Origin of the sequence: Acinetobacter towneri, from assembly GCF_001758345.1 — a bacterium.
Taxonomy (GTDB): domain Bacteria; phylum Pseudomonadota; class Gammaproteobacteria; order Pseudomonadales; family Moraxellaceae; genus Acinetobacter; species Acinetobacter towneri_A.
Genome location: NZ_MKQS01000009.1, coordinates 19,145 through 45,044, shown reverse-complemented (window position 1 = coordinate 45,044; position 25,900 = coordinate 19,145). Strand labels below are relative to the sequence as shown.

The 25,900-nt window shown below is 40.3% G+C and carries 26 protein-coding genes and 1 pseudogene; 11 read left to right on the top strand and 16 right to left on the bottom strand.

The genetic code is table 11. The features are described from left to right. Window positions 1-29: 29 nt before the first annotated feature. Window positions 30-1,541 carry an HNH endonuclease domain-containing protein gene (locus tag BJN41_RS06415; RefSeq protein WP_070154066.1) on the bottom strand — a complete coding sequence of 504 codons (1,512 nt, stop codon included), beginning with the start codon at window positions 1,539-1,541 and terminating at the stop codon, window positions 30-32. 85 nt (window positions 1,542-1,626) lie between these two features. On the opposite strand from BJN41_RS06415, the gene BJN41_RS06410 reads away from it, so the two are divergent. Both BJN41_RS06410 and folE read left to right on the top strand, forming a co-directional pair. Then, a complete protein-coding gene (locus BJN41_RS06410) occupies window positions 1,627-2,316 on the top strand; it encodes a Smr/MutS family protein (protein WP_070154064.1) in 690 nt (229 codons plus the stop codon). Between the two features lie 93 nt (window positions 2,317-2,409). Continuing rightward, the gene (folE, locus tag BJN41_RS06405) at window positions 2,410-2,958 is read left to right on the top strand and encodes a GTP cyclohydrolase I FolE (protein WP_171062567.1); all 549 of its coding nucleotides are present in this window, start codon (window positions 2,410-2,412) and stop codon (window positions 2,956-2,958) included. An 87-nt stretch (window positions 2,959-3,045) separates the two neighbouring features. On the opposite strand, the gene BJN41_RS06400 is transcribed toward folE, so the two are convergent. The 5 genes from BJN41_RS06400 to hemE form a co-directional block, all read right to left on the bottom strand. Continuing rightward, window positions 3,046-4,401, bottom strand: a complete 1,356-nt coding sequence (locus BJN41_RS06400) for a diguanylate cyclase (protein ID WP_070154062.1) — start codon at window positions 4,399-4,401, stop codon at window positions 3,046-3,048. 109 nt (window positions 4,402-4,510) lie between these two features. After that, window positions 4,511-6,460, bottom strand: a complete 1,950-nt coding sequence (locus BJN41_RS06395; RefSeq protein WP_227515220.1) for a DUF4105 domain-containing protein — start codon at window positions 6,458-6,460, stop codon at window positions 4,511-4,513. Window positions 6,461-6,554: 94 nt separating this feature from the next. Further along, window positions 6,555-7,025 carry a DUF3015 family protein gene (locus BJN41_RS06390; RefSeq protein ID WP_019837434.1) on the bottom strand — a complete coding sequence of 157 codons (471 nt, stop codon included), beginning with the start codon at window positions 7,023-7,025 and terminating at the stop codon, window positions 6,555-6,557. A gap of 233 nt (window positions 7,026-7,258) precedes the next feature. Then, window positions 7,259-8,077 (bottom strand): DUF817 family protein, encoded by an 819-nt coding sequence (locus tag BJN41_RS06385; protein ID WP_070154061.1) that lies wholly within the window; start codon window positions 8,075-8,077, stop codon window positions 7,259-7,261. A gap of 72 nt (window positions 8,078-8,149) precedes the next feature. Continuing rightward, window positions 8,150-9,220: a uroporphyrinogen decarboxylase gene (gene hemE, locus BJN41_RS06380; RefSeq protein WP_070154059.1), complete on the bottom strand. Its 1,071-nt coding sequence runs from the start codon at window positions 9,218-9,220 to the stop codon at window positions 8,150-8,152. A 246-nt stretch (window positions 9,221-9,466) separates the two neighbouring features. Between hemE and BJN41_RS06375 the strand changes: the two genes are divergently transcribed. Next, entirely contained in the window at window positions 9,467-10,711 is a 1,245-nt protein-coding gene (locus tag BJN41_RS06375) for a L,D-transpeptidase family protein (protein WP_070154057.1), read from the top strand. A 193-nt stretch (window positions 10,712-10,904) separates the two neighbouring features. Next, window positions 10,905-11,597, top strand: a complete 693-nt coding sequence (locus BJN41_RS06370; RefSeq protein WP_070154056.1) for a pirin family protein — start codon at window positions 10,905-10,907, stop codon at window positions 11,595-11,597. A 139-nt stretch (window positions 11,598-11,736) separates the two neighbouring features. Here BJN41_RS06370 and BJN41_RS06365 read toward each other — a convergent pair whose 3' ends face one another. The 3 genes and pseudogenes from BJN41_RS06365 to BJN41_RS06360 all read right to left on the bottom strand — a co-directional run bounded on the left by BJN41_RS06365 (window position 11,737) and on the right by BJN41_RS06360 (window position 14,216). Further along, on the bottom strand, window positions 11,737-12,792 hold the full coding sequence (locus tag BJN41_RS06365; protein ID WP_070154180.1) for an ArsO family NAD(P)H-dependent flavin-containing monooxygenase: 1,056 nt from the start codon (window positions 12,790-12,792) through the stop codon (window positions 11,737-11,739). A gap of 192 nt (window positions 12,793-12,984) precedes the next feature. Next, window positions 12,985-13,224: pseudogene (locus BJN41_RS15720) on the bottom strand (transposase); the annotation flags it as partial. Between the two features lie 59 nt (window positions 13,225-13,283). After that, window positions 13,284-14,216 (bottom strand): IS5-like element ISAba12 family transposase, encoded by a 933-nt coding sequence (locus BJN41_RS06360; protein ID WP_070154054.1) that lies wholly within the window; start codon window positions 14,214-14,216, stop codon window positions 13,284-13,286. Window positions 14,217-15,103: 887 nt separating this feature from the next. Between BJN41_RS06360 and BJN41_RS06355 the strand changes: the two genes are divergently transcribed. Further along, complete coding sequence (locus BJN41_RS06355) at window positions 15,104-16,390, top strand: GAF domain-containing protein (protein ID WP_000257537.1); 1,287 nt, start codon at window positions 15,104-15,106, stop codon at window positions 16,388-16,390. A 617-nt stretch (window positions 16,391-17,007) separates the two neighbouring features. Continuing rightward, window positions 17,008-17,985, top strand: a complete 978-nt coding sequence (locus BJN41_RS06350) for a sensor domain-containing diguanylate cyclase (protein WP_002119794.1) — start codon at window positions 17,008-17,010, stop codon at window positions 17,983-17,985. A 219-nt stretch (window positions 17,986-18,204) separates the two neighbouring features. Here the strand turns inward: BJN41_RS06350 and BJN41_RS06345 are convergent, their stop codons facing one another. Genes BJN41_RS06345 through msrA form a run of 7 tightly spaced genes read right to left on the bottom strand, consistent with a single transcriptional unit; the run spans window position 18,205 to window position 22,031 of the window. Then, on the bottom strand, window positions 18,205-18,867 hold the full coding sequence (locus tag BJN41_RS06345) for a peptide-methionine (S)-S-oxide reductase MsrA (RefSeq protein WP_001281573.1): 663 nt from the start codon (window positions 18,865-18,867) through the stop codon (window positions 18,205-18,207). A gap of 9 nt (window positions 18,868-18,876) precedes the next feature. Further along, entirely contained in the window at window positions 18,877-20,151 is a 1,275-nt protein-coding gene (locus BJN41_RS06340) for an acetyl-CoA C-acetyltransferase (protein ID WP_000857678.1), read from the bottom strand. Continuing rightward, a complete protein-coding gene (locus BJN41_RS06335; protein ID WP_000582514.1) occupies window positions 20,148-20,456 on the bottom strand; it encodes an antibiotic biosynthesis monooxygenase family protein in 309 nt (102 codons plus the stop codon). Before BJN41_RS06335 ends, BJN41_RS06340 begins: the two co-directional genes overlap by 4 nt. Before the next feature lie 50 nt (window positions 20,457-20,506). Then, on the bottom strand, window positions 20,507-20,752 hold the full coding sequence (locus tag BJN41_RS06330) for a glutaredoxin family protein (RefSeq protein WP_000905740.1): 246 nt from the start codon (window positions 20,750-20,752) through the stop codon (window positions 20,507-20,509). A gap of 54 nt (window positions 20,753-20,806) precedes the next feature. Next, window positions 20,807-21,247 carry a peptide-methionine (R)-S-oxide reductase MsrB gene (gene msrB, locus BJN41_RS06325; RefSeq protein WP_000483554.1) on the bottom strand — a complete coding sequence of 147 codons (441 nt, stop codon included), beginning with the start codon at window positions 21,245-21,247 and terminating at the stop codon, window positions 20,807-20,809. 31 nt (window positions 21,248-21,278) lie between these two features. Continuing rightward, a complete protein-coding gene (locus BJN41_RS06320) occupies window positions 21,279-21,539 on the bottom strand; it encodes a glutaredoxin (protein WP_001076938.1) in 261 nt (86 codons plus the stop codon). A gap of 3 nt (window positions 21,540-21,542) precedes the next feature. Further along, window positions 21,543-22,031 (bottom strand): peptide-methionine (S)-S-oxide reductase MsrA, encoded by a 489-nt coding sequence (msrA, locus tag BJN41_RS06315; protein ID WP_000762837.1) that lies wholly within the window; start codon window positions 22,029-22,031, stop codon window positions 21,543-21,545. A 218-nt stretch (window positions 22,032-22,249) separates the two neighbouring features. On the opposite strand from msrA, the gene BJN41_RS15385 reads away from it, so the two are divergent. The 5 genes from BJN41_RS15385 (at window position 22,250) to BJN41_RS15965 (ending at window position 25,762) form a co-directional block, all read left to right on the top strand. Beyond that, a protein-coding gene (locus BJN41_RS15385) for an IS4 family transposase (protein ID WP_141730380.1) occupies window positions 22,250-23,340 on the top strand; the annotation gives its coding sequence in 2 pieces (ribosomal slippage) (window positions 22,250-22,790 and window positions 22,790-23,340; 1,092 coding nt in all). A 3-nt stretch (window positions 23,341-23,343) separates the two neighbouring features. Then, window positions 23,344-23,778 carry a hypothetical protein gene (locus tag BJN41_RS06300; RefSeq protein WP_130114527.1) on the top strand — a complete coding sequence of 145 codons (435 nt, stop codon included), beginning with the start codon at window positions 23,344-23,346 and terminating at the stop codon, window positions 23,776-23,778. Beyond that, window positions 23,778-24,377 carry an IS607 family transposase gene (locus BJN41_RS06295; protein ID WP_070154048.1) on the top strand — a complete coding sequence of 200 codons (600 nt, stop codon included), beginning with the start codon at window positions 23,778-23,780 and terminating at the stop codon, window positions 24,375-24,377. Before BJN41_RS06300 ends, BJN41_RS06295 begins: the two co-directional genes overlap by 1 nt. Window positions 24,378-24,381: 4 nt before the next feature. After that, a complete protein-coding gene (locus BJN41_RS15970; protein ID WP_228152123.1) occupies window positions 24,382-24,819 on the top strand; it encodes a hypothetical protein in 438 nt (145 codons plus the stop codon). Window positions 24,820-24,913: 94 nt separating this feature from the next. Continuing rightward, window positions 24,914-25,762, top strand: coding sequence for an IS200/IS605 family accessory protein TnpB-related protein (locus tag BJN41_RS15965; protein WP_264754237.1), 849 nt, complete (start codon window positions 24,914-24,916; stop codon window positions 25,760-25,762). The last annotated feature ends 138 nt before the right edge of the window (window positions 25,763-25,900 follow it).

Sequence of the window (25,900 nt, the reverse complement as noted above, 5' to 3'; positions counted from 1 at the left end):
TATGAAAATCGCTTGGTTATGCTTCATTTTTATTTACTTTGTCCTGTTAAAACATAGATTTCTGTTAAACCTTTACGATCAAACAACTCGTTCTGTTTAGTTGATGAAACTAGTAAACTATCAATTTCACCTTTAGGTTCATCCCATAAAGGATGATTAAATAATCTTTGCAAACAAGCTTTAATTCTTTCTTTTTGGTCACTCGTCATGAGATCGCGATACAATAGCTTTTTGCGCTCATCATGCGTCATAAAATTAAAAGCCATACCTAAAATACTTTCTAAATAAGGTGACCAGGTTGATACAGCACCTTTATGCCAAATACGGCGTGATTTGAGCTCAAGATCAGTTAACTCTTTCCCTCTGATATTTTGTACCCAACTATTCAAATAACCATGTTGCACTAGCAATTGTGCAAGTTCTTTAAAATTTTCAAGCTCTGTATCTCTATAATCATTGACCGCTTTAAAATTTGCAGAAGATGGCTCCAAATATAGGGTATTGCTAAAAATTGTTTTTTTGAGCAAATCAATCGACAAAGGATATGCCGCATCCTTAGATGCTTCCGCAATAAAAGGTCTTAATGCAGAAAGTTCAATTGCGTTATCCATAATTGCACTTTTAAGCATTTCCTTCGCATCTTTTTTATTCTGTTGTTTTTCAGCCACTAAAAACTTAATGAAATTCTCTTCTGAATGCTGCCCGACCGCTTTTTTCGCCGTAAATTCATCTAGCATCTCTTTATAAATAACAGATAAACGATCTAACAATGTAGAGGTATAAAATGGAATTTGTTTGTGCTTTGAATGTGCTTCTAAATTAGTGATCATCAAGTCATCAAACAATTTTTTAGCTTTTTCTGTATCATCAGGCGATACATAAACCTTAATATCTACTTCTGTATTGTTATTGAGGACTTGTGCTGCCAGTTTATGCTGACCATCAAACAATTTAAATTTACGATCAATTAAACGCGCAATAGATGGTGCTAATTGTGGATGAAATTTAAGATGATTTCTCAGAGAAATTAATCTCTTATAATCAATAACTCTCGGTTGCAAACCTTCTTGATCATCATTTTCAAGCCATTTGACCGGGATTCTACCGTAGAAGTATTCAACTTCTAAAATATTATCAAACAATAAATAAAATTCTTTTTTATCGACACCATCATCAATAACAATAGAATGATCTTTTTTCGTAAAAATAAGGGACTTTTGTTCAATATCTTTTAGCTTAAAAATATCTTGCAACTTTATTTTATTCTTTTTTTCAATAAACAATTGCTCAAGTTTAAGATTATCTCTAACTTCATATAAAGACTGATCAGACTTTCTTCGATTATATATTTTTTTAACAATACGGATATTGGCTAAATCAGTATCTCCCTGTTTCGCATAAGGTAAAATGTGATCGTACTCTATCTCATCATTGTTTAAATCGATAATTTCCCCAGAAATAAAACAACTCAAGGAACCATTTTGATTACGTTGTTGTTCTTGGACTAACTTTTTATCTTGCTCAGAAATTTGTCGTTTCATAGATTCCCTCAATCAAAAATAAATTTTGTAAAAATAAAAGCCAAAATCATATAGTATAAATCATCATTTCTATTTTTGTTTGATTATGAGTAAACACGACTCCTCTCTTTCTAAAGAACAGTACAATTTACTAAAATCTTTTAAAAAGCAAATCACTCAGCCTCACACTTCAAGTATTGCCAAGCCGTCTGAACCCAAAGTTCAGACGCCTGAGCAACAACAGGAAGATGATCTCGCTTTGTTTCGTCAGCAAATGCAAGGCGTTCAAAAAATGGATGCAGGCAATATTGCAAAAATCGAAAACACTGCCAAGAAAAAACCCGATGCCCAAACGCTGGCCAAACGTGCAGCTGCTATAGGACCTATGCAAACCGATGACACATTTCTGTCAGATACTCAAGCCATGCTTAACCCTGTAGGTAGCCAAGCTTCGCTGAGCTATCGTATTGCAACTTTGCAACATAAAGTCTTTGAAGATTTAAAAGCAGGCAACTTACGTTGGTTTGAAGCTGTGGATTTACATGGCTGTACCGTAGAAGAAGCGCGGGTAGCGGTGTTGCAAATCATTCAAATGGCCAAAGATGAAAACCAGAACGTGATTAAAATTGTACATGGTAAAGGCCCTAAAGCCATTTTAAAAACCTATGTGAATGGTTGGCTGCGTCAGCATCGAGATGTTTTGGCTTTTGTCAGTGCGCCTGAAAAACAAGGTGGTACAGGTGCTGTTTTAGTGTTGCTTAAACGCAGTGAAAAGAACCCAAAGTTTAAACAGTAATCGGATTCATCTTTTAAACAGGGCATTGTAATAGTTTTCTGTTACAATGCAGTCCTTGTTCAATATCAGTGTAAGTGAACACGTCTTATGTCTATGCAGCAATCCTACGCAAACATCCTAACCGCCGTTGGTGAAGATCTTAATCGTCCAGGTCTAAAAGATACGCCGATGCGTGCTGCTAAAGCTTTTTCGTATTTAACTTCAGGTTATAGCCAAACTTTAGCCGAAGTCACCAATAATGCAGTGTTTCCATCCGACAACCGTGAAATGGTGTTGGTTAAAAATATTGAGTTCTACTCACTATGTGAGCACCATTTATTGCCATTTTATGGTCGTGTGCATATTGCCTACTTACCAGAAGGCAATGTATTGGGCTTGTCTAAATTTGCCCGCATTACCGAAATGTTTGCTCGTCGTTTGCAAATTCAGGAAAACCTGACTCAGCAAATTGCAGAAGCCGTGGCTGAAGTAACTAAAGCACGCGGTGTTGCTGTGGTGATTGATTCAGCCCACATGTGCATGATGATGCGTGGTGTAGGCAAACAGGAATCGACCACACGTACCGTGTCTTTTGTAGGTGACTTTAAAACCGATAAAGAAGCCCGTCGTGAGTTTTTAAGTGCGGTGCCTGAAAGTTTTTAAATTGTGGCTAAGTTCCACAATCAAACAAAAAAATCCCGAAATTTATGTTCGGGATTTTTTTGATTTTAGATTAATACATCTTCATATTTAGCCCATATAAACATTATTACGACCATTATTTTTTGCAACGTATAATGCTTTATCTACAGAATCCAAGAAGCGTTGATAGTCTGGATGACCATCATATTCAAATACGCCTATACTGACGGTAAAATTAAAACTTGCACCTGTTGAGGTATTTACCGTTCTTTCAGCAATTCGTCTGCGAATATTTTCTGCAACTTTTACAGCCCGCTCTACATTGGTATCGACCTGTAACAATAAAAATTCTTCTCCACCAATACGGAAGGCATAGTCACTACCTTTGGTATATTGCAAAATTGAGTCTGCTAAAAACTGCAGTGCTTCATCCCCTGCCGCGTGTCCATAACGATCATTAATATATTTAAAATGGTCAGCATCAATTGCAAGAATGGTCAGCCGTGTTTTATGTTTACGGGCAAAATTAATTTCACGCGCCACAATTGTACTTAAATAACGACGGTTAAGCAGTTGGGTTAAGGCATCATTGCCCGAACTGATATATTCAGACACCTGAAAAATCTGATCAATTAAGTACAAAATCTCACGATTCTTAGCACGAATCAGTTGAATCATTTCCACAACCTGAGCCTGATTTTCACAGCTTTTAATTTGTTGAATCAGCTCATCGACCTGATAAATACGTTCTGTAATCGTACCGACCTGTTCTGTATTAGAAAAAGCATAAGCCGCTTTATGAATAAACCACAAACCAAATTCAGTTTTAGATAATATAGGCTGTTGTAAATTATGATTATCTGAGACGACTTGAAACATCAACTCATTTTCCCAATCCAGCAAAGTCCCGCGTTGTCGGTCTTTTTGTACAGCAACATCTTGCATGGCTGAAAATAAGCGATAGGTGTGTTTCATATCATTATGAACTTCGACCTTCATTTCATAAGATCGACACATAATTTCTGTGGCAAAACACAGAATTTGGCATAAATAATTAATTTGATTGAGATTGGTATAAGCTTCTTGCGCTAAAAAAACAAATGCTTTTTTAATAATAATACGCACACCACGAATAATCAGCCAATATGGAATTTGTACACGTGCATGCACATCGCCTACTTTAAATTGTTTTTCTACAATTTCTAAATAATTTTGCTTGAATGGTACTTCAAAGCTTGAGACTAACCATTGATGCAACGAGTTCTTTAAACGATTTTGTACCATTTCAACCGAAAGGAACTCTAAGGCTTGTTCTTCTAGCATCATTTGTTTGTAGAATTCGAGTACAAATGCATCTGCATGGCGTTGAACAAACTGAAATGTAGCTTCTAAATCAGCTTGGCTATACTGCTCGCAAATTATTTTCCACTGATCTGCGAGTTCGCGCATACATTCTTGAGACATTCCAACAACCATCCAACCACTGCCTAAACGCTCAAATTCTAACGAATTTAAGAAATAATACAATTGAAATTTATTTTTTTGTTATATAAATCAAATTTTTATAAATATTTTAAAAAAAATAAACATAGCCTAAACTAGTCTTATTCCAATCTTGTTTATACTGTTGTTGATATTCCCAACCTAATCGCAATACATGCTGGAGGTTGAGTACATATTGCAACTGGCTGTTCAGCTTAAATTGCCATTGATGACGATCTTCCCAATAAGGTAATTCAAGCTGAACTAAACTATTCACTCGCACAGACCAAATATTTTGACAACCCAGTGTTGGGCCAACTCCAACACGCCAACCTTTGTCTAAAGCCTTACCCGCTTGCACATGATTTTGAATTTGCGCATAACACAACTGCTCACGCGCTTGATTAGCCACGCTATAACCAAACTGTGTTTTTAAACTCAAAACACCATGTTGTTCCGTTTCACTAAAAGCCCCATGCGAATTTAAGGCTTCTTGCTGCCAACCCAAATTAAAGCCCCAACTTAGTGTTGTTTTAAATGCGGTCACCGGGTTATAAGAATTCACTGAAAGTAAATCTAACTGATTCAGTTTTAAGCGATCTTCACGATATTGCACCGAAGCTTCTAAAAAGTTGAGCTGTGTGCCTGTACGAAAACCACCTTGTGGATCAAGTAAATCATGGTAAGCCTGTCGATGACTCAACTCAAAAAATGGCTTGCCTTGAACTTCTCCAGTACGTACAGCAAAGTTACGTGAATGATGCCCCTGCACAGGATCAACCTGAGGGCGTGCGACATCCTGACGTTGTTTTTCTAAATTGATCTGACTTCTTGAACTTAAAATTTGTCTAAGTCGCGGTTGTGCAGCTTTGGCTTCAATTTTGCGTCCAATCAGCTTCAGATACAAATCGTCATAGGCCATTTCCAGAATTTTAGCTTGATCGCTTTGGCTGTGATTTTGCAAAATTGCCGCCACATTTTCAGGTTCTGCTTCGGCCACTTGATGGGCAGTTTTTGCCAACGCTGTACCATGTTGTCTGGCTTGCGCCAATAACTGAGTTTCCAAAGCAGGACGATACACTACATCGGCCACTAAATTTTCCTGCTCTACGACTTTTAGTGTTTCAATTGGAATAGATGCGACTTTAAACTGCTGCTGTAAATTGAGTTCAGGGCGCACCAAATCCATTAAACCCAATAAGCGATAGGCACAGTTGTCACTAATAAAATAATACGGAAATTGCACATGCTTCATTTCCCAAATGTGCTGCACTAAAAATGTGGTTTCTTGTTCATTCAGTGCCAGTTCATATTCCCATAAATCACGGCTTTCTAAATCGCCATATTCTTTTACTTTGCGGTAATACGGCATCAGTGAGTATTCACCTGGGTACTGCCCTGTAAGCCCTTTCCACGCATAAGACCAACCTTCACTCCCAGTTACGGTGGCCGCATAATTGACCGCATAGGAAATTAAGTCCAATTGTTTTTGGTCTTTCGGGTCTAAGCGCAATAAAGTATGCCCAAACATAGAACTTGGATTGCCCATAAAGTCTGTGGCGTAAATTAGCACCGCTTTATAAGGTTTAATTTGTCCAATCCATTCATCCAGTTCAGGACATTTCACCTGTGCCAAATCTTGTTGAGGAATTTGTAATTGTTCAACCAACCAGCGACTACGTGCAGGAAATTTGCAATGCACCGATTGATTGGCAGGTACTTTTTCAAATAATGCCTGAACATTGCGAAGTAACTCTTGGTCTAAATTGCTTCCACCTTGTTCCGACACAAAATAGCCTGCATATTGCACTTCACTTTTGCCTTGCTGTGCATACATTAAACGCTGCCAAGTCACCTGTTCTGCCAAGTGTAAGTCTTTGGCTTTTTGCACATAATGTGCTGCAGATATTGCAAATTTATTTGTATTTTGTGGTGCAGAAGTCACTGAAAGTGGCTGAATCTGTGTTGGAGATGTTTCGGGAGATAACGCAAAAATCGTAGGAGATAAAAAAACTAAACTACTTAAAATAATGGATTTCATGGACATTTTATAAATTTTATATACATATTCAGGCTTAAATGTATTCTTGTGCTATAAAAAAGCCCTGCGAATAATGCAGGGCTTTTATTCAAACTTAAACGTATGCTTTTAATACATCATCATTTGCCATCACGTTCTGTAAAGATGCCAATACTTCTAAAGAAGTCTGGTTTTCTGCAGAATAAATAGATGCAAAGTTTTGCTTAGAAACCGCAAAGAAATGTGCTTTATCTTCCGCTTTAATGCTTAACAATTCAGCCAATACATTTAAGCTTTCGCCTTCACCAACTGCCATGTCGCGTGCCAATGTTTCAGCATTTTCATTGGTAAATGTCACAATTTGTGCAGTTACTGTACCTGTACCGCTACAACCTAAAGTACCAAATGTGATACCAAACAATTGGTTCGCAAAAATACCATTGGTGGTGGCTGCTAAAATTTTTGCAACTTTGCCAGACTGACCTGCCCAAACTTGAGAACCGATACCACAACCTGCATCACGGTCTGCAAATGCTGCTGTAGAACCCACTGCCAAGACAGCAGCCAATGCTAATTTTTTAATCATCGCCTTACTCCAGAGATTTATTATTCGAAAAATTATGCTTCGAATCATTATTATTGCTTTGTGTAACATTTATTACACCGCTTTAAGATAGCGAGATGTAGCTGAGAACGCAAAACATTTAAACCAAAGTCATGCATTATTTTTGTGCATTTTTGTAGCGATCATTGATTTTATCTTCAAATTTGGATTTAAGTTTAAAGATAGATTCTCTATGTTCGAGGTCGTATTTAGATTTAGTACTGCTGATTTTCAGTTTTCAGTTTCCACTGACCTTGGGAATCGCGATAACCCAAAATTTTCATGACCAAAACCAGACTCAGTAACAGCAATAAATACCAAGAACCGAGTTTGCCCCAGCCGATCATGTGCCATGCATCGACCTGACTTGGATACAACCATATTTGATAAAAGGTGCTAATATTTTCTGCCACCCAAATAATAAAAGCCAAAAGCAGCAATACAGGCAACATCGGCAGTTGTAATTGAAACCGTTGTAATTGAAAACGAATTTTGGTTTTCCAGAAAATCACAACGCTCCACGCAAACAAGCCATAACGAATATCGGGGATAAAAAACTTGCTCATGAAGTTGATGTACGACAACACTGCCAAGGTCATCATATTGCCAAAAGTCGGCAAATTCCGTAAAGATACCTGATACAAACGCAAAGAACGTGCAAAGAAACTGCCAACTGCAGAATACATAAAGCCTGCAAATAGCGGTACAGTCATAATTTTAAAGACAGCAGGTTGAGGATATTGCCAAGATGCAATTTGTGGATGGGTTAAAAAAATTTCCATAATCATCGCCAAAATGTGAAACAAGGCAATGACTTTTGCTTCTGCCCAAGATTCTAGTTTTAAATATAAAAGACAAACTTGAATGATTAAGGCATAGAATAATAAATAGTCGTAACGGAAAAATCCGAAATATTCCTGGCTACCCATTGATGCAGTGAGTGCAAATGCAATCAGCAATAAAATTCCAAATAAGGCAGCCGAAGCTGCCTTAGTCGAAAACTCAAGTCCTGACTTTAACCATGTTATCCACATGATCTGACAACCTGACCGAAGCTGAAATTACTCTGATACATCTAAAAATGATCCATCTATATCATTACGTGATTATAGATATTTGGCACTGTATTCATGAACCGTGTCGATAAATACTTTAGGACGTTCAGGATCTACCCATTGGGTAATGCCGTGACCTAAGTTGGCCACATAACCTGTTTTTTCACCATTGGCATAGGCATCATCTAGCATCGCACGTGTCGCTTTGGCAATTGCTTCAGGTGAACCATATAAAGTCGCTGGATCTAAATTACCTTGCAATGCGGCACGACCATTCACCGTTTGACGTGCGACATTTAACGGTGTGGTCCAGTCTAGACCAAAAGCATCTGCACCTGTTGCAATCATTGGCTCAAGCCATTGACCGCCACCTTTGGTAAATAAAATAACAGGGATTTTACGTCCATCTTTTTCACGTTGCAGACCCGAGACAATTTTCTGCATATAGTTTAGTGAAAATTCATGATATTCACGATGGGCCAGTGCACCGCCCCAACTGTCAAAAATTTGCACTGCCTGTGCACCTGCATCAATTTGTGCATTTAAGTATACGGTCACTGCATCGGCCAAACAGTCTAATAGTGCATGTAAAACTTCAGGCTGTGCGTACATCATGTTTTTGGTGAAACGGAAATCTTTGCTTGAACCACCTTCGACCATATACGTTGCCAAAGTCCACGGACTGCCTGAAAAACCAATCAAAGGCACTTGTCCACCCAAAGCAGAACGAATGGTCGACACCGCATTCATGACGTAGTCTAGGTCTGACTTGGCGTTAAATTTTGGTAAATTGGCAACGTCTTGCTCAGTACGCACCGTTTTATGAAACTTTGGCCCTTCGCCTGCTTCAAAATACAGACCTAAGCCTAGTGCATCGGGCACAGTTAAAATATCTGAAAATAAAATAGCGGCATCTAATTCGTAACGACGCAAAGGCTGTAAAGTCACTTCACAGGCAAATTCGGTATTTTTGCATAGAGAAAGAAAATCCCCTGCCTGCGCACGTGTTGCACGATATTCTGGTAAATAACGTCCTGCTTGACGCATCATCCATACGGGCGTGCAATCTACTGGTTCACGTAATAAGGCACGAAGAAAACGATCATTTTTTAAGGTCGTCATTTACTTTCCCAACTCATTTTCAATCTTGCAGCCATCATATCAAAAAGGTTGAGGTTTTAATAACTTCATTTCTGGCTTGCCTTTTCTGCTTATATTTATGTGAACACATCACAGAAACAAAAGTCGCGGTAAAAAAGGAATTATCTTGCATATTTACACAAATCAACTACTGCATCTCCTTAGTTTTTCTGTAATACTGCACTAGTTTTTATCTATGTAAATAAACAATTCTCAAGGTTGAATTACATGTTGGTTCGCACAATACTCGCAATGAGTTTAAGTTGCATTTTTGCAGGAACTACTTTTGCTGCATCTACTGCTGAACAACCGTTAAATCCACAAGTGATTAACAATAACGCTATTGAAGATCCGATTGATCCTTTAGCGACTGAAGCATCAGCTGCACAAAATAATCTAAACGCAACAAACACTGCCATTACGCAACAAGAACAAAATGATTTAAATAAGGCTTCAAAAACCTTAGATGATCTGCACAAAACTGAAGATACCACTGCCGATGTAGGCACTGCACCAACAACAAGTTCAGCAAGCCAGGCTGCTACATCCAACACAGCAGCACCAAAAGCTTCATGGACTTTGGATGGCTTAAATAATGCCACTTGGTATGAAAATATTGGTAAAGGTCAGTTCCCAGTGTATGCACGTGCACACGTGATGCTGAACAATTCACACGCTTCTCCAGGTGCAATTGATGGTACCAGTGGCAAAAACACCCTAAAAGCGATTGCATCTTTCCAGCAAATGAATGGCATTAGTCCAACGGGTATTTTAACTAAAGAAACTTGGGATGCGCTGGTTGCACGTCAAGGTTCCCGCCCTGCATTTATAGAATACACGGTTACTGAAGCGGACTTAAAAGGTCCTTATGCGAAATCTATTCCGCATGACTACGCAGAACAAGCCAAAATGAAAGGCTTGTACTATACCCGTGTGAGTGAAATGTTGGGTGAAAAATTTCACATGGATGAAAATTTCTTAAAGAAATTAAATCCGAATGCGACATTTAACAAAGTGGGTGAAAAGTTATTGGTGACCAATGTTCGCAATGACTTGCCTGAAGACATTCACCTGATTGTGGCGCACAAAGGTGCAAAACAACTGTATTTGTTCAACAAACAAAACCAAATGGTCGGCTCATTCCCAGCAACCATTGGCAGTGCAGATACTCCATCGCCAACAGGTACTTATAAAGTGACAGGTGTTGCACCAAACCCATGGTACAGCTATTCACCAAGTAACTTTATTCAGGGCAAAAACTTAAAACCGCTGTCTTTACCACCAGGCCCTAACGGCCCTGTGGGGAATATCTGGATTGGTTTAAGTAAAAAATCATTCGGTATTCACGGCACACCAAACCCATCGACCATTTCAAAAACGGCGTCGCATGGTTGTATCCGTTTAACCAACTGGGATGCAAACGATTTAGGTCGTAAAGTACGTTCTGGCGTGACTGTAAAATTCCTTGAATAATCAGTGATCGCTTTAAACCGCAAAAGACCCACGTTTTTTTATGTGGGTTTTTTTATGCCTCGATAAAACCCAAAGATGTCTAGGGTCTGCAAATGTTGCAATTTTAGAATGGCACGTTGCAGTTCGCCTCTAGGTCGACTGCGGTGAAAAGATTAAGATGAGTTCAAGTTAAAAAAATGATAGGAGCATGATCATGAATGCTTATTTACACCGTAGTGAAGATCGTGGTCATGTAAAAATGGGTTGGTTAGACACCAAACACAGTTTCTCTTTTGGTAGTTGGTACAACCCGAAATACATGGGTGTTAGTGTCTTACGTGTCATTAACGATGACAGTATTGCTGCACATAATGGTTTTGGCACACACCCACACGACAACATGGAAATTTTGACCTGTGTTTTAAATGGTACGATTTCCCACCGTGACAGCATGGGCAATGAGCGTCATATCAGTGCAGGTGAATGGCAATTGATGAGCGCAGGTACAGGCGTTCAGCATAGCGAAATTAACAATGGTGATGAAGAAGTGCACATGTTGCAAATTTGGATTCAACCTAATGTACGCAATGCAGAACCGACTTACCAACAAATTCAGCGTGACCCAAATGCCGAACCGAACCAATGGCACCTGATTGTAGGCCCGAATGACAATGCACCAATGCATATACGCCAACAAGCAGAAGTGAAAACTGCAGTATTGCAAGCAGGAAAACAGCTAGATGTTGCAGCAACACAAGCTGTTAACTATGTGCATGTGATTCGTGGTGAAATCAGCATTGGTGAGCATACCGTAAAAGCAGGCGATGCCTTGTTATTTGCTGAAGATGCTGTGATTGAAGCCAAAGAAGACAGCCAGTTCATTTGGTTTGATTTACCAAAACAGTAAGTCCTGACTGTCACATCCTCATAATTAAGGTGTGTAAATTTTTTGAGCTACCCTCTTGCCCTCTACTACAGAGGGCTTTTTTATGGTTATGGTTGCTGTTTTCAGTTTTTAATCATAACTTTTAGTCACAATGGTGACCTTACACTGTTGTCTGTAAATACTGTGCGACTTGCTCCGCCACATCTCGAGCTGTTCGGGAAACGCCAATTAAAGTTGCCGATGCTGCACCAGTCCAATCACCATAACCGACCAACCACAAATTTTGCTGTTGTAGTGCTCGATTTTCTAACACATCGACTGTGCCGTGTGCATTGAACACACCCAAACTTTGCAAATGTGACACTGCTGCCTTAAAACCTGTACACCAAATAATGGCATCAATGTCCTGTTCACTTCCATCTGCCCAAACTGCAGTATGTTCAGTTAAATAGTCAAATGGCGGCAGGCCATGCAATACATTGCGTTGCCGTGCATCTTTGACACTTGGAATCATCACAATATCACCCAAACTGCCAATCGGTTGTTCAATGCTGCGACCTTCTTGCTGGGCTTTTAAGCGTTCCGTGGCACGTAAAAATAAAACCCGTCCATCTACATCATCGGCTAAAAAACTTGGGGGTTGCTGTGTAACCCAAAAGGTTTCAGCCACTTTAGACACTTCTGCCAAAATTTGTGCGCCAGAGTTACCACCACCGACAATCATCACTTTTTTTCCCTGAAAAGCTTCAGCATTGCGGTAATGGGCCGAATGAATTTGTGTACCTAAAAATCGTTCACGCCCTGCATAGGCTGGAATAAAAGGCTGACTCCATGTGCCTGTTGCACTCACGACCGCTTTGGCGCGCCAGCTTCGCTGTGCCGAACAAACGATTAAATCATTGCCTTCAGCTATGATGTTTTCGACCTGCACAGGACGCAACACAGAAAATTGATAGCGTTTTTCGTACGCTGTTAAATAGTCAATCACTTCTAATCGTTTCGGATATTCCTGTTCAGTTTTTGGCATTAACCAACCTGACAAAGAACTCCATGTATTGGGAGAGAATAGCTGCAAAGAATCCCACGCATGTTGCCACGCACCACCCGACTGCTCTTGATTATCCAAGATCAGAAAATTGATTTTTTGCCGTTTTAAAAAGTAAGCCGTGGCTAATCCTGCTTGTCCGCAACCAATAATAATTACATCGGCATCCATGGTTTGATTCAAAATGGCTCTCCTGCTCGCAATACGCACCCTGTTGCTATGTTTGATTCTAACCTTGTATGAATAAAGTCTGTGGACAATTCATCTATGAACTTTAATCGAATGGTTTAATCTATTTTTGATCTTAGCGCGGCTTTGTTGCACAAAGATTTGAAATGCAAAGCGCCCCTAATTGAGCCAAATTTAAGGCGTAACTTGGGTAAGTGGTCGACCTAATTCCGTAAATCTGTTAAGGACTGCTACACGTGCATGGATCTCATTCACTTGGCTATCAAAACTCCTTGCACTGAGTTTATCTCCTAATAATTTGATGCAATGCATCTTAGTTTCAACCAAACTTCGCCGATGATAGCCTGACCATTTTTTCCATAGTGTCCTGCCTAAACGTTTAATTGTTCGAAGTAATTCATTTCGCTCTAGCGAGCTACTCGGCTTTGTTGCACAAAGATTTGAAATGCAAAGCGCCCCTAATTGAGCCAAATTTAAGGCGTAACTTGGGTAAGTGGTCGACCTAATTCCGTAAATCTGTTAAGGACTGCTACACGTGCATGGATCTCATTCACTTGGCTATCAAAACTCCTTGCACTGAGTTTATCTCCTAATAATTTGATGCAATGCATCTTAGTTTCAACCAAACTTCGCCGATGATAGCCTGACCATTTTTTCCATAGTGTCCTGCCTAAACGTTTAATTGTTCGAAGTAATTCATTTCGCTCTAGCGAGCTACTCTTTGTATCTTTCCATGGTTTCGCATTTTTTCTAGGTGGAATCACCGCATGCGCTTGCCGATCTGCAATGACCTGACGGCATTGCTTGGTGTCATAAGCTCCATCGGTATAAACAGAGTTAATCCGCTCATCTTGTGGAATCTGATTAAGTAAATCACCAAGCACCTGTGAATCACTGACATTATTGGTTGTAAGCTGAACTGCTCGTATTTGCAGGGTTTTAGCATCTATACCAATATGAAGTTTACGCCATTGGCGACGATATTCAGGTCCATGTTTCTTGCGTTTCCATTCGCCCTCACCTAGAAACTTCATGCCTGTAGAGTCCATGAGTAGATGCAGCCCATCGCTACTTTTTTGGTAGCTGATTACAATATCAATATGCTTTTGTCTTCTACAAAGCGTGGTGTAATCTGGAGCTATCCAATTTAATCCGCAAAGTTTAATCAGACTTTGCACAAAGCCAGTGACCATACGTAAAGACAGACGGAATAAGGATTTAATCATTAAGCAGCATTGGATGGCTGCGTCGGAGTAGGTTTGATTTCGCCCTTGTTTGCCTTTTGATGGCGCATACCATTGCGTAGCAGGATCAAACCAAATGGCAATATTTCCGCGACTCATGAGTGCTCGGTTATATGCGGGCCAATTGGTTGWGCGGTAGATTTTGTGTGTAGGCTTCTTCATTTGAAAATTATATCGCTGAAAAACCCTTTACAGATAGGTTTGTGCAACAAAGCCTCTATTTACTAATGGAACTGAATTTACAGCATGTAAAATAGATATAACATGCTCAATAGTTCGTATAATGTGACTTATTAGACAGTTTACGTAGGGGCTATGTATGGATGCAGACTTTGGATATCAGATTAAAAGAGTTGTGAAATTAAGGGTTCACGAAAAACTGCAAATATAGGGCAAATCAGATTGTCTATACCCATAATTTAGAGCGCCCGAGCATCAGGAACTCACTGAAAGCAGACGTTTCTGAAAATAAACAAGGCACAGCGCTTGAAAATTTCGAGACATCAACGTTTTGCCAAAAGGCTAAAAATGCGTGCACTACTCATTTCGCATTTAAAGAGAGCATCGGTTATTAGGCAATAACGATGTGGCCAAAATTTGTCGACCACTACACTATCTCGTAAACGAGTTTGATAGACGTCAACTAGTACGTATTTTTAGTGTAAGGTCATATTAATGCACGATGCTAAACTCTGCTGTGAGCTAGGTAGGATGTATAAATACCATAAATATTTCAATGCTTTACTTTTTAAAGCTCAAGTGAGTTACTCAGTTCCGACTGTTGGTGGCAGATTTGGAATCTCGCGATTTGTCTTAAATGTCAGCCAAGCAAGTCTCTCGCTAATAAAGTGTTGACTATCCCTGACAAAGTAACAATTTCTTGCCATAATCAGACTTAAGCACTTTACTTAGAGTGTATGTGCGCCGCTTAATGCATCAATGCTGCTAATTCCCTGATTGACATCAATCACTTTGTTTCCTGTTTGATACTCTGAGATAAACAAGATCGAATGATGCAAAAGGGGACTATTTAAATACTGAGGGAACAAATGGCAGTAGATTTGAGCATAGAAACCGCTCTGCTCCTAGAGCGCTGGCAAGGCATTGTAAACTCGATGGCTCAAGTCGCGGAAGTGCCTTGTGTGCTGATTAATCGATTAGATAAAAACGAAATTTGTCAGGCTGTTGGCAGTGTGTCAGTACCAACTTTTTATTGCGGTGAACCTGTTCCATTGGCACTTAACACTTATTGTTCCCAAGTCATTTCCAGTAACCAGCCATTACTAGTTGAAAATGCAATCGGTACCCGATATGAAAACAATAACCCAACATTTGCAGCAGGCTTTAGTTATTACTATGGCCTGCCATTGCTTTGGCCTAGCGGAAAAACTTTCGGTACTTTGTGTATGTTGGACTTTTCAAGCCCAGATCGGGCATCACAACACTGTTCCTTACTCACACTTTTTAAGCAGGCCATTGAATACGATTTACAGATGCTTCAACAACAGCAAGATCTGCTAAAGCGTGAGCAACAAGCAGACAAAAAATTTATACAACTATTCAATGAGATGTCAAATAGGATAAGACCGGTAACTAATAATAAGTTGCTTCAATCTGAGTTGTTTGTACTTTTGACAAGCCAATACCAATACTGGCATCAGGAACTGGATAAGCAGCTTAATCAAACCGTCCTGACTGATGAAAACTCCATTCATATAGCGGCACTGGTTCGAATTTGGTCAAATTTGTTGGCGATTGCCCATGAAACAGAATGGTTGAGAGCTACGGCAGTTCTAGAACCTTATAGTTGTGATGCTGTTGCGTCACTGGTCAATGCAACTCCATTATTAGAACAAGCAGTGTATAAAACAGCGCTGACCCTTGGTGCTGATCTCGTTTTGAGGAGTCATTTGCCTAATCCACTGTTACTAAGTGGGAAACCAGAGTTATGGTCTCTGATAGGACTAGCTATCACGAGCTTTTTAGTTGTTGGCGCCAGCGGTACAAGTATAACTATTTTTGTCAGTAACCGATTAAAAGGTAAGTACAGAGTTTTGGAATGGTCCCTTCTTGTAAAAGGCCAGACGATGCCGCTGCGTTTTACCCGCGATAATCAAGCGCTTTATGGTTTTGCAACAGTATGTGCCGAGTTAGCGGGTGCTGTTCTTGAATCTGGTGAGTGGCAATTAACTGAGAGTCTTCAGCAACAGAGTCGTTATCTCAACTCAAATCGTGATCACGTTGACGACATTGAAAGCAGGAATGCTTCAAGAACTGCTAATGGCATAACCAGGCTTATCTGCTTATCGATACCGGTGATGGGAGACGATTTATAAACACTCAGCGATGATCAGCGAAGTTGTGTTTTAGTTTTCTTGTTGGCACTACATCCGGTATGGCGGCCTTTAATCTGAGAGTGACACTTGGGATAACTGAAAAACTGGCTGTGATTCTGCTGAACGGAGCTTGGTGCTAAGCATGTTGGCGTCATTCAAAGCAAGGTCAACACTGCTATTAACGTTTACGATTATCTGACGGACGTGCTGCTGCGCGTCAACCAACATCCAGTAAGCAAGGTACATGAACTAATGCCGAAGTTACGGAAAGCTCAGTTCGAAAGCGCATTACAGCGTTCAGCTCTATTTAGCAATCCCGATGCTTCGGTAAAATAAGCCACGGAAAATGCTCCGGAGGCCGCATGCACACTAAATAGATGACGTTAGACGAAGAGTTGGATTTAAACGAGCAAATTATAGAGCCTGCGACCGGAAAAGCCAAAAGTTTATAAATACAGCTAAAACTCAAATCAAGCAGGCGAATATTGTACAAAACAATACCATTGCTACAGAGATAACTTCAAGTCTGACAGATCTATGCTAGAGTTAAATCAACGATTTAATTCATTTTTCTATGCAGGATCTTTGAAAAATGCAGTAGAAAAACGGAGAAGTACATGACCTTTAGTTTAGCTCAAACAGCTAGTGCAGAAACCACACTAAAAGCACCTGCTGAAGCAGATCAGAACCTGCGGGATATCACTGAACTGGCGTGTTATATCTGTGATGCACCAGTGGCTATGGTGACGCGAACCGATGACACAAAGCTGAATCTAATTGCAAAAGTTGGTATTTCGCGTACCTCTGTATTAATTAAAGAGTCCTTTTGCGTGTATGCAATGGAAACACCTGATGCGGTAATGGTGGTCCCTGACGCTACTTTAGATCACAGATTCAGTACCAATGCTATGGTGATTTCAGGACCTGGCTACCGATTTTATGCTGGCTCGCCGCTGATTGATCCCGAAGGTGCAGTGATTGGTACTATTTGTGTCTATGATCATGTTCCTAAGCAGCTGAACCAGCGGCAGATAAGCTCTTTGCAGGCTCTGTCCAGACAAGTGATCGCCATACTGGAGCTGAAAAAAGTCGGCGAACAATTACATAATACCAGCATGACGGATGCGCTGACAGGGGTGAACAACAGAAGAGCTTTTGACCTCAAGTTTGAAGCTGAATTTGCTCGCTGGCAAAGAACAGGACAATCTTTTGTACTGGCATTGATTGATATTGATCACTTTAAGAGTTTTAACGACAGCTATGGTCATGCCGCAGGAGATGAGGCACTGAGTCAAGTCGCGGCTCTGTTTCAGCGCCATAGCAGGAACTATGACTTTTTCGCCCGTTATGGTGGTGAAGAGTTTGTGCTGATCCTGCCAGGCACAGACACAGCGTCCGCAAATAAAACACTGGAAAAGTTAAGGCTGGTAGTGGCTAACCATGAGTGGTTATTACGACAATTAACGGTCAGCATAGGTTTGGCCAGCGCTGATTTATTTGACGACAAAAAGCAGTTGCTCGAAGTCGCCGATCAGATGTTATACAAAGCTAAAACCCAAGGCCGCAATCAAACCAGTGTGTTCGCCACACTGTAAGAGATCTGTTCATGCTGCGCTGATCTCAAGACCTCATAAAAACTGAGGTCTTGCTTCGGTCGATAAGCTGGTCTGATATTGGCATTATTTATTCCTTTCAAATACATGGGTAATACGACTTACACAGATTTTTTATGCTCTCTTGGACTCCATGTGAAGGAGATCGTCACATTCTTTACATATAGAAAATAGAGTTCTTTAGCCAGCTGCAATTTCAGATTAACCGATTCGGTAAGCTTTCTGCATTTCCGGAGACAACTTTTTTAGCCAGCTTGAGAGACTGAAGCCTTTTCTATCGGTACTATTTAATTTAGTAAAATACAGATGTTCATCCCAGCGAGGACCGAAATCTACTTCTGCAAGACTTACAAGCTGTTTGTTTCTGCGAAGACGATGCTTTTGATGGTAATCTTCGGCGGGCCAAAAATAACCATTTTGTTCTCCGGCCTCAATCACCTCGGGAGATTTCTCCTTTCCAATCGCTTGAATCAGTTCTTCAGCTACTTGTTTTTGCTCCAGATCAAAAACAAAAAGTATCTGGCGATACTGGCCCTGCTTTCTACCATGAACAGACCATGATTCAAAACTTCCAAGAAGTTCCCTGTAGCTGATTTGGTCTTTATCGTAGATCACTCTGACGACTTCGGCGTGTCCGTTGATGTTGCGGTAACTCGGATCCAGAGTTGATGCTCCAGCGTAGCCAACACGTGTTTGCACTACTCCCTGCGTCCCTCCAAAATTAGAATCCGGTCCCCAAAAGCAACCCATGCCGAAAACCGTTTGACTAAGCTTCCCGATTTTCAATGCTTCTTCGATTGCTTCAGGGGTTGCAAATTCATAGCTTTCAACACCGTCTTCTTTATTCATTTTTAGATCCGACATATTTTTCTCCTAACTTTCAAGAATTGTAGCCACTCCCATTCCTCCCGCCGTGCAAACGACGATAAGGCCACGTTTTCCAGGACCAGCTGAGTGCAGTATCTTTGCTAAAACTCCGACGATCTTAGCGCCAGTAGCCGCAAACGGATGCCCAAGGGCAATGCTACTTCCACGGACATTTAGCTTCGAGCGGTCAATTTTTCCGAGAGGCTCTGATCGTCCCAAACGTGTTTTGCAGTATTCAGCAGACTCCCACGCCTTCATCGTGCAGAGCACTTGTCCAGCGAACGCCTCGTGAATTTCGTAAAAATCAAAATCCTGAAGCTTTAAGCCGTTTCGCTTCAATAATTCACTGACCGCCACAGTTGGAGCCATGAGCAAACCTTCGCCAGCGACGTAATCCACGGCAGAAGTATGAGAATCCACAATCTTGGCCAACAGCGGCCAATTATTCTTTTTAGCCTCTTCTTCGGAAGCCAAAAGAACGGTGGACGAGCCATCTGTGAGCGAGCTTGAATTTCCCGCCGTCAAAGTCCCTTTTTCTGATTTATCAAAAACAGGTTTTAACTTCGACAATTTTTCCAAAGTTGTATCAGCACGCAAAATTCCATCGGTCTTATTTCCTTGGAATGGAAAGACGAGATCATCATAAAACCCATCTTTATATGCTTGAGCTGCATTTCTGTGACTTGCCAGCGCTAACTCATCTTGCTCTTGGCGAGAAATATTCCACTCTTTAACCATGAGTTCGCAATGCTCACCCATTGATTTTCCGGTGCGTGGCTCAACCACTGCGGGCAACACTGGCTTTAGATCGCTAGGTTTAATTCCTAAAATGATTTTTACTTTCTCACCAAGCGTTCTGGCAGAATTCAACGCAATCAATTTTCTTGCGAAAGTTCGACTAACCATAATGGGCAAATCGCTGTTGCTATCAACACCGCCCGCAATGCCACTTTCAATTTGGTGGCTAGAAATTTTGTGAGCAATCTGAATCGTATTTTCCAAGCTCGTTCCGCAAGCACGTTGCACGTTATATGCCGGAGTGTTTGGATGCAAACCGGAGGATTGAACGACTTCACGAGCCAAATTCCAGTTAGCCGAGCTGTGCATGACAGCTCCTAAGGCTACATCGCCCACAGTTTTTCCTTCCAAGTTATATCTATCAACTAAACTCTTTAGGCTCGCCGTCATTAGTTCTTCACTTGAGACGTCTCGATATGCGGTCATAGATTTCATAAATGGAATCCGAGCTCCACCTACGATATAAACGTTTCTCGTTTTCATAATTTCACCTCCGGCTTTGTGTGCCGTTCAAAAACTTCTCCGACCTTCACGTCGTACGATTCAAAAATGTAGTCTTTGCCAAGCATCTTGGCTTTTTTGTGTTCGGGATGCTTATCCCAAGCATCGAAAGCTTCTCTGGTAAGGAACTCGACAATTAGAACATCTTCACCGTTAGGAGAAGAAAACCGCTCATGGCTTCCGTAACCAGGAATGGCTTCGACAAGCGCGGACATCTCGGCGTATCTTCTTTCAAACTCCCCACCGTGCTCCTTGGCAACACGACTGCGGACAACTGCTATAATCATTGATCTGACTCCTTACTAAGCTAATTACAATCCTCAAAAAAAAGATCTCGTTATTTCATCGAAGCTTCCAACCACTTGTCGAGATCCTTGAACTTGGGGTTTCTCAGCTTCTTTGTCCCAACCAGTATTGTCGGGAAATTTAACTTTCCAGTAGTATAAAGGGATCGCAGTTCATCAGCTGCCGCGTCGTCTTCGTGAACATCTAAAAAATCAAACTCGATTCCTTTTTCTTTCAAGTACGACTGGTAAATCTTGGTTTTATGGCAGTCTTTATGACCGAACAGCTTAATCAACACGAACGGCTCCTTTTTTCAAAAGGTTCACTTTCATAAACCCCCTCGATTTAAAAATTATTCTACAAACTTCAATGACTCCGAGTTGATGCAGAATCGAGCCCCAGAGGGCTCAGGACCATCTGGAAAAACGTGCCCTAAGTGGGCTTCGCACACATTGCATAGCACTTCGATTCTTCGTCCGTAAGTCGTGTCCAGTTCATATTGAATTACGTTGTCGGCGACGGGCTCAGAAAAACTCGGCCAACCTGTTCCCGAATCAAACTTAACGTTCGAATCAAACAGTTCAGTGTCGCAGCCCGCGCAGGCATACCGTCCTGCCTCATAAAATGAACAGAGTTCCCCAGTGTGAGGGCGCTCGGTGCCTTTCTTCCGCATGACATTAAATTGAGCGGGCGTCAGAATTTTTTTCCACTCTTCCTCGCTCTTTTCTACTTTTCTAGGAGGAGCGGGAGTGCCGTTATCGAGATAGTTGTTAATGCTTTCCCAGTTGAACATAAATTTGCTCCTTTATTTTTGGGTTTGTTCTTTAGCTATCAATCCACGCGAAGAAGTCAGTCGCGCTACCAATGAATTTTCCATCCACAAAAACTTGCGGAACAGTTTGAAGGTTGGTTTTTTTCTTCAACTCATCATAAGTCTTGGGATCGTCATCCACGCGAATTTGTTTAAAATCAACTTTTTCAGAAGTTAAGTACTCCTTCACGCGTTTACTAAACGGACAATGGTCTTTTGTGTAGATGACAACGTTCTTAAGTTCTTTCATTTTTTCCTCTTTCGTTTGATTCATGGTTTAATCTCTCTCAAAATGGCACGTGTACCCGTGGGGATTCTTCTTCAAATAGTTTTGGTGATACTCCTCAGCGTCATAAAACTCTTTTTCCAAGGCTACCGTCGTGACCACGGGATTCTCGAAGCGACCGATCTCATTGACCTCATCAATCACGTTTTCGATAATCGCTTTCTGTGCATCGTCACGATAGAACGCTGCCGAGCGATACGAAGTGCCAACATCATTTCCTTGGCGATTCTTCGTAGTCGGATCATGGATTTTGAAAAAGTAATGTAGAATCTCTTCGAGAGATATTTCGTCTTGGTCGTATTCCACGCGAACCGCTTCGGCGTGCCCCGTTTTCCCTGTTATAATATCGGCGTAGGTAGGATCATCAAAATCTCCGCCAGAGTAGCCCACCTTCGTTGACGTCACACCGTCCAGACTCCTAAGGAGGTCTTCGAGACCCCAAAAACACCCTCCGGCAACGATCACATAATCTAGTTTCATAAAGCCTCCTTAGTTTTCATCCACTTACTGATTAGACTGACTTTACAGCATGTAAAATAGATATAATATGTTCAATAGTTCGTATAACATGACCTATTGGACAGTTTACGTAGGAGCTATATATGGATGTTCTCAGTGAAATTTTAGCTCTGTACACGACAAAAATAGATAACTCATTGAAATAATGTCACAATAATTGTTTTCTAACGACGAATACTATGACACATCTCAATGAGTTATATCTTATCTTAAACAAATCTCTAAAATGGAACAAGTCACATTTAAAGTGCTTTGCGCTCATCATGCTTGTGATTATTTTAAAGCAAACATGTAATCTTTCTTCTGCATCTAAAGCCTTGCCCATCAAGTGCTTACCACAATCATTTTATCGACGTATGCAGCGCTTCTTTGCAGATCAGTATTTCGATTATCGTCAAATTTCTCAGTTAATTTTCAATATATTTTCATTCGATAAAGTCCAATTAACTTTGGATAGAACCAACTGGAAATGGGGAAAACGAGATATCAATATCTTGATGCTAGCCATCGTCTATCGTGGAATAGCGATACCTATTGTTTGGACATTGCTCAATAAACGTGGAAATTCAGATACAAAAGAGCGTATTGCTTTGATTCAACGCTTTATCTCCATTTTTGGTAAAGATCGTATTGTGAATGTGTTCGCAGACAGAGAATTTATCGGTGAGAAATGGTTTACATGGTTAATTGAAAATGACATTAACTTCTGTATACGTGTTAAAAAAACTTTATTGTGACCAATCATTTAGCCAAGAATCATAAAATTAGTGATTTATTTCGTCATCTTCAAGTTGGTCAAACTGAATGTCGTAAACGACGTATTTGGGTTGGTCGAGTGAAACTGTATATTAGTGCGCTACGATTAGAAAATGGAGAACTTTTACTTGTTGTTTCTCCTATGTTTAATGCTTCTGCTATTCGTGATTATGCATTACGTTGGGAAATTGAAACCTTATTCAGTTGTCTCAAAGGACGCGGGTTTAATCTTGAAAATACTCGTTTAACAGACCCTAGACGAGTCAAGAAATTGATAGCAGTGCTAGCTATCGGTTTCTGTTGGTGCTATTTAACAGGTGAATGGCAACATGATCAAAAAAAAGTGATAAAAATAAAGAAGCATGGACGACTCTCAATGAGTTTATTTCGCTATGGTTTAGACTATGTTCAAATGGCGATTCAGCGTTTAATTGGTTTTGGGAAAAAAGAAGAGTTTAAGGAAATTTTGGCAATTTTAAGAAGGCAGAAGCCTGATAGGATAAGGGTTCTGTGAAATTTGTCGTGTACAGAGGCGGAATTTATTAATGCAAATACAGGTGTATCAAAATGCACTTTTGTTTCAGGGCATGGCATGGCTTGTGAGGAATATTCAGACAAGCTTCAAGAGCTTTTTGGTGATGCATGTTCAAAAAAACTAGATGAGTTAATTGCACTATATGGACTAGAAGTGCCTGATAAATATAAAAAAAATGCTGAAAATATCAGTGAATTAATTTTTCATGAAGTGGTTGATTATAATAAAGATTCAGAACTCCATGATGTTTGTAAAAATATTTTATTTAGATTTAATCAGTTGGGTGTTGAGCAAGAACCCTATGCTTGCTCTCTGTGTGGTTGGGATGAAGTGAATGATGCGCCAATATATGGTGATGAAGCGGTATTTAAGGACTATAGCCTAGAAGACTTTAAAAAATTAGCGGAGATTGAATAATGTACTCTCCTGCTAAATTTGGTGAAATGATTGGAAAATCAGTTAAAATACTACAGCGATGGGATACTGAAGGTACTTTGGTTGCGTGTCGAAATCCCAAAAACCGTAGGTATTACACACATGACCAATATCTTGAATATATTGGGATAAAAGCTACGGAAGATAAATCATCAGTAATTGTATATTCAAGGGTATCGAGCGCAGCTCAAAAACCTGATTTAGCAAACCAAGTTTCAGCGCTAGAAACTTTTTGCACAGCCAATGGGTATGCGATTGATGAGTGGGTGTCTGAAATTGGTAGTGGTTTAAATTACAACCGGAAAAAATTCAACAAGCTTTTCTTGGATATTGAAATGGGTAAAGTTTCAATGCTGATCCTTGCTCACAAGGATCGCTTGGTGCGGTTTGGTTTTGAATGGTTTGAGTCCTTTGCTGATAGACATGGTTGTAAAATTATTATCATGAATCAAGAATCTCTCTCCCCAACAGAAGAAGTAACCCAAGATTTATTAGCAATTATTCATTGTTTTTCTTCACGCCTGTATGGATTGAGAAAATACAAAGATAAGGTTAAAGAATTAGTGAGTAGTAAGGAATAACTCTTTGAAGCTAACACGCATTCATCACTGTAGAAACTTGAACAAGGAAAAGTATAAGCAACTTGAGAAACAAGCTGTATTACTTGGTCATGTTCGTAGTGAAGTTTGGGCGAGATATGGTGCTATTGCAGGGTTAAGTATTAGCGACAGAACCATTCGTGATGCGTGGATGAAAGAAGGTCGTAACTTCGGTGTTTCGGCAAATGCCTGGAAAGAAACCTTACGTGACTGCATGGGTGATATTAAAGCCTTTCGTGAGGCTTCAAAAGAGAAAGTAAAACAAGCGATTCGCAAAAGAACGACTTGCGACAAAGAGCTAAAAAGACTTTATACCTTGCTTAAAAAAGACGAATGGCAGGAAGATAATTTCCTGCATCGTCAAATGCGTAAACACTTTAGGCATGGTGTAAATCACACGTACAATCAAATCATTGTACGTTGATATGTGTAAGACATTTGAGTTAAACGGTCAATGTTGGCTCAAAGTACCAAGCCTAGTTTCTCGCCAAACGATTAAAATCCCATTGAATACAACAATGGAATTTGCACCAATAGGCACACTCAGAATCATTCTTAAAAACGGCAATATTGAGGTTCATTCAACCTATGATGCCGTTGAATCTCAAGATTGCGGTCAAGCAACTATCGGTGTTGATAAGGGTTATTCAGAAGCCTTTGTTGATTCTGATGGTGAAGTGTATGGTCAAGGTTTGGGTAAGCTAATTTCAAGTGAATCTGACTACTTGAATCAAAAATACAAGAACAGAAACAAGCTCAGAGCAATCGCTAAAAATAAACCTCATAAAAAAGCCCAAATTGAGCTAAATAACTTGGGTCGTAAGAAATTGGATAGACGACAAGACGCTCAAAAATCCAAGTTAAAAACACTTATTTTTACAGCAACTCATAAGCTCGTTGATAAAGCGAAATTAATTGTTGCGGAGGATTTAACTTCTCCAATTCAAAGTAAACGCAACTATGGTAAAAATACCAATAGACGCTTAAATACATGGGTTAAAGGCTTGTTAGCTGATGCCCTAACATCTGTATCTCACCGTAGAGGTTCTACGGTACATCTAGTTAATGCTGCATATACTTCGCAATGTGATTCTTTTTTACATGGGCTGCTAATTGGCACACGTAAAGGAGATCGCTTTCACCGTTTTAATGGGGAGGTTGTGCAAGCTGATTGGAATGGTGCGAGAAACGTACTTGCAAGATTAAATGACACTGAGATTAGTCGTTATACGCCTTACAAAACCGTAAAGCGCATATTGCAAGAACGGACTGACCGCTACAAGTCGGAACTGACCGACTTAGGCTCTAGTTACACGCTTGGCGACAGGACATTAACAGAGTGCGAATTAGTCCTTGACTATGTTTGACTACATTTTAAGGAACAGGTGTTACATGGATCCCAAACAACATACTTACGTTGTTAAATGGTTGACTGAAGATCAAGCCTGTGTCGGCTTATGTGTCGAGTTCTTCATTAAGCTGACTTAAACCAAATAGGTGAGGCT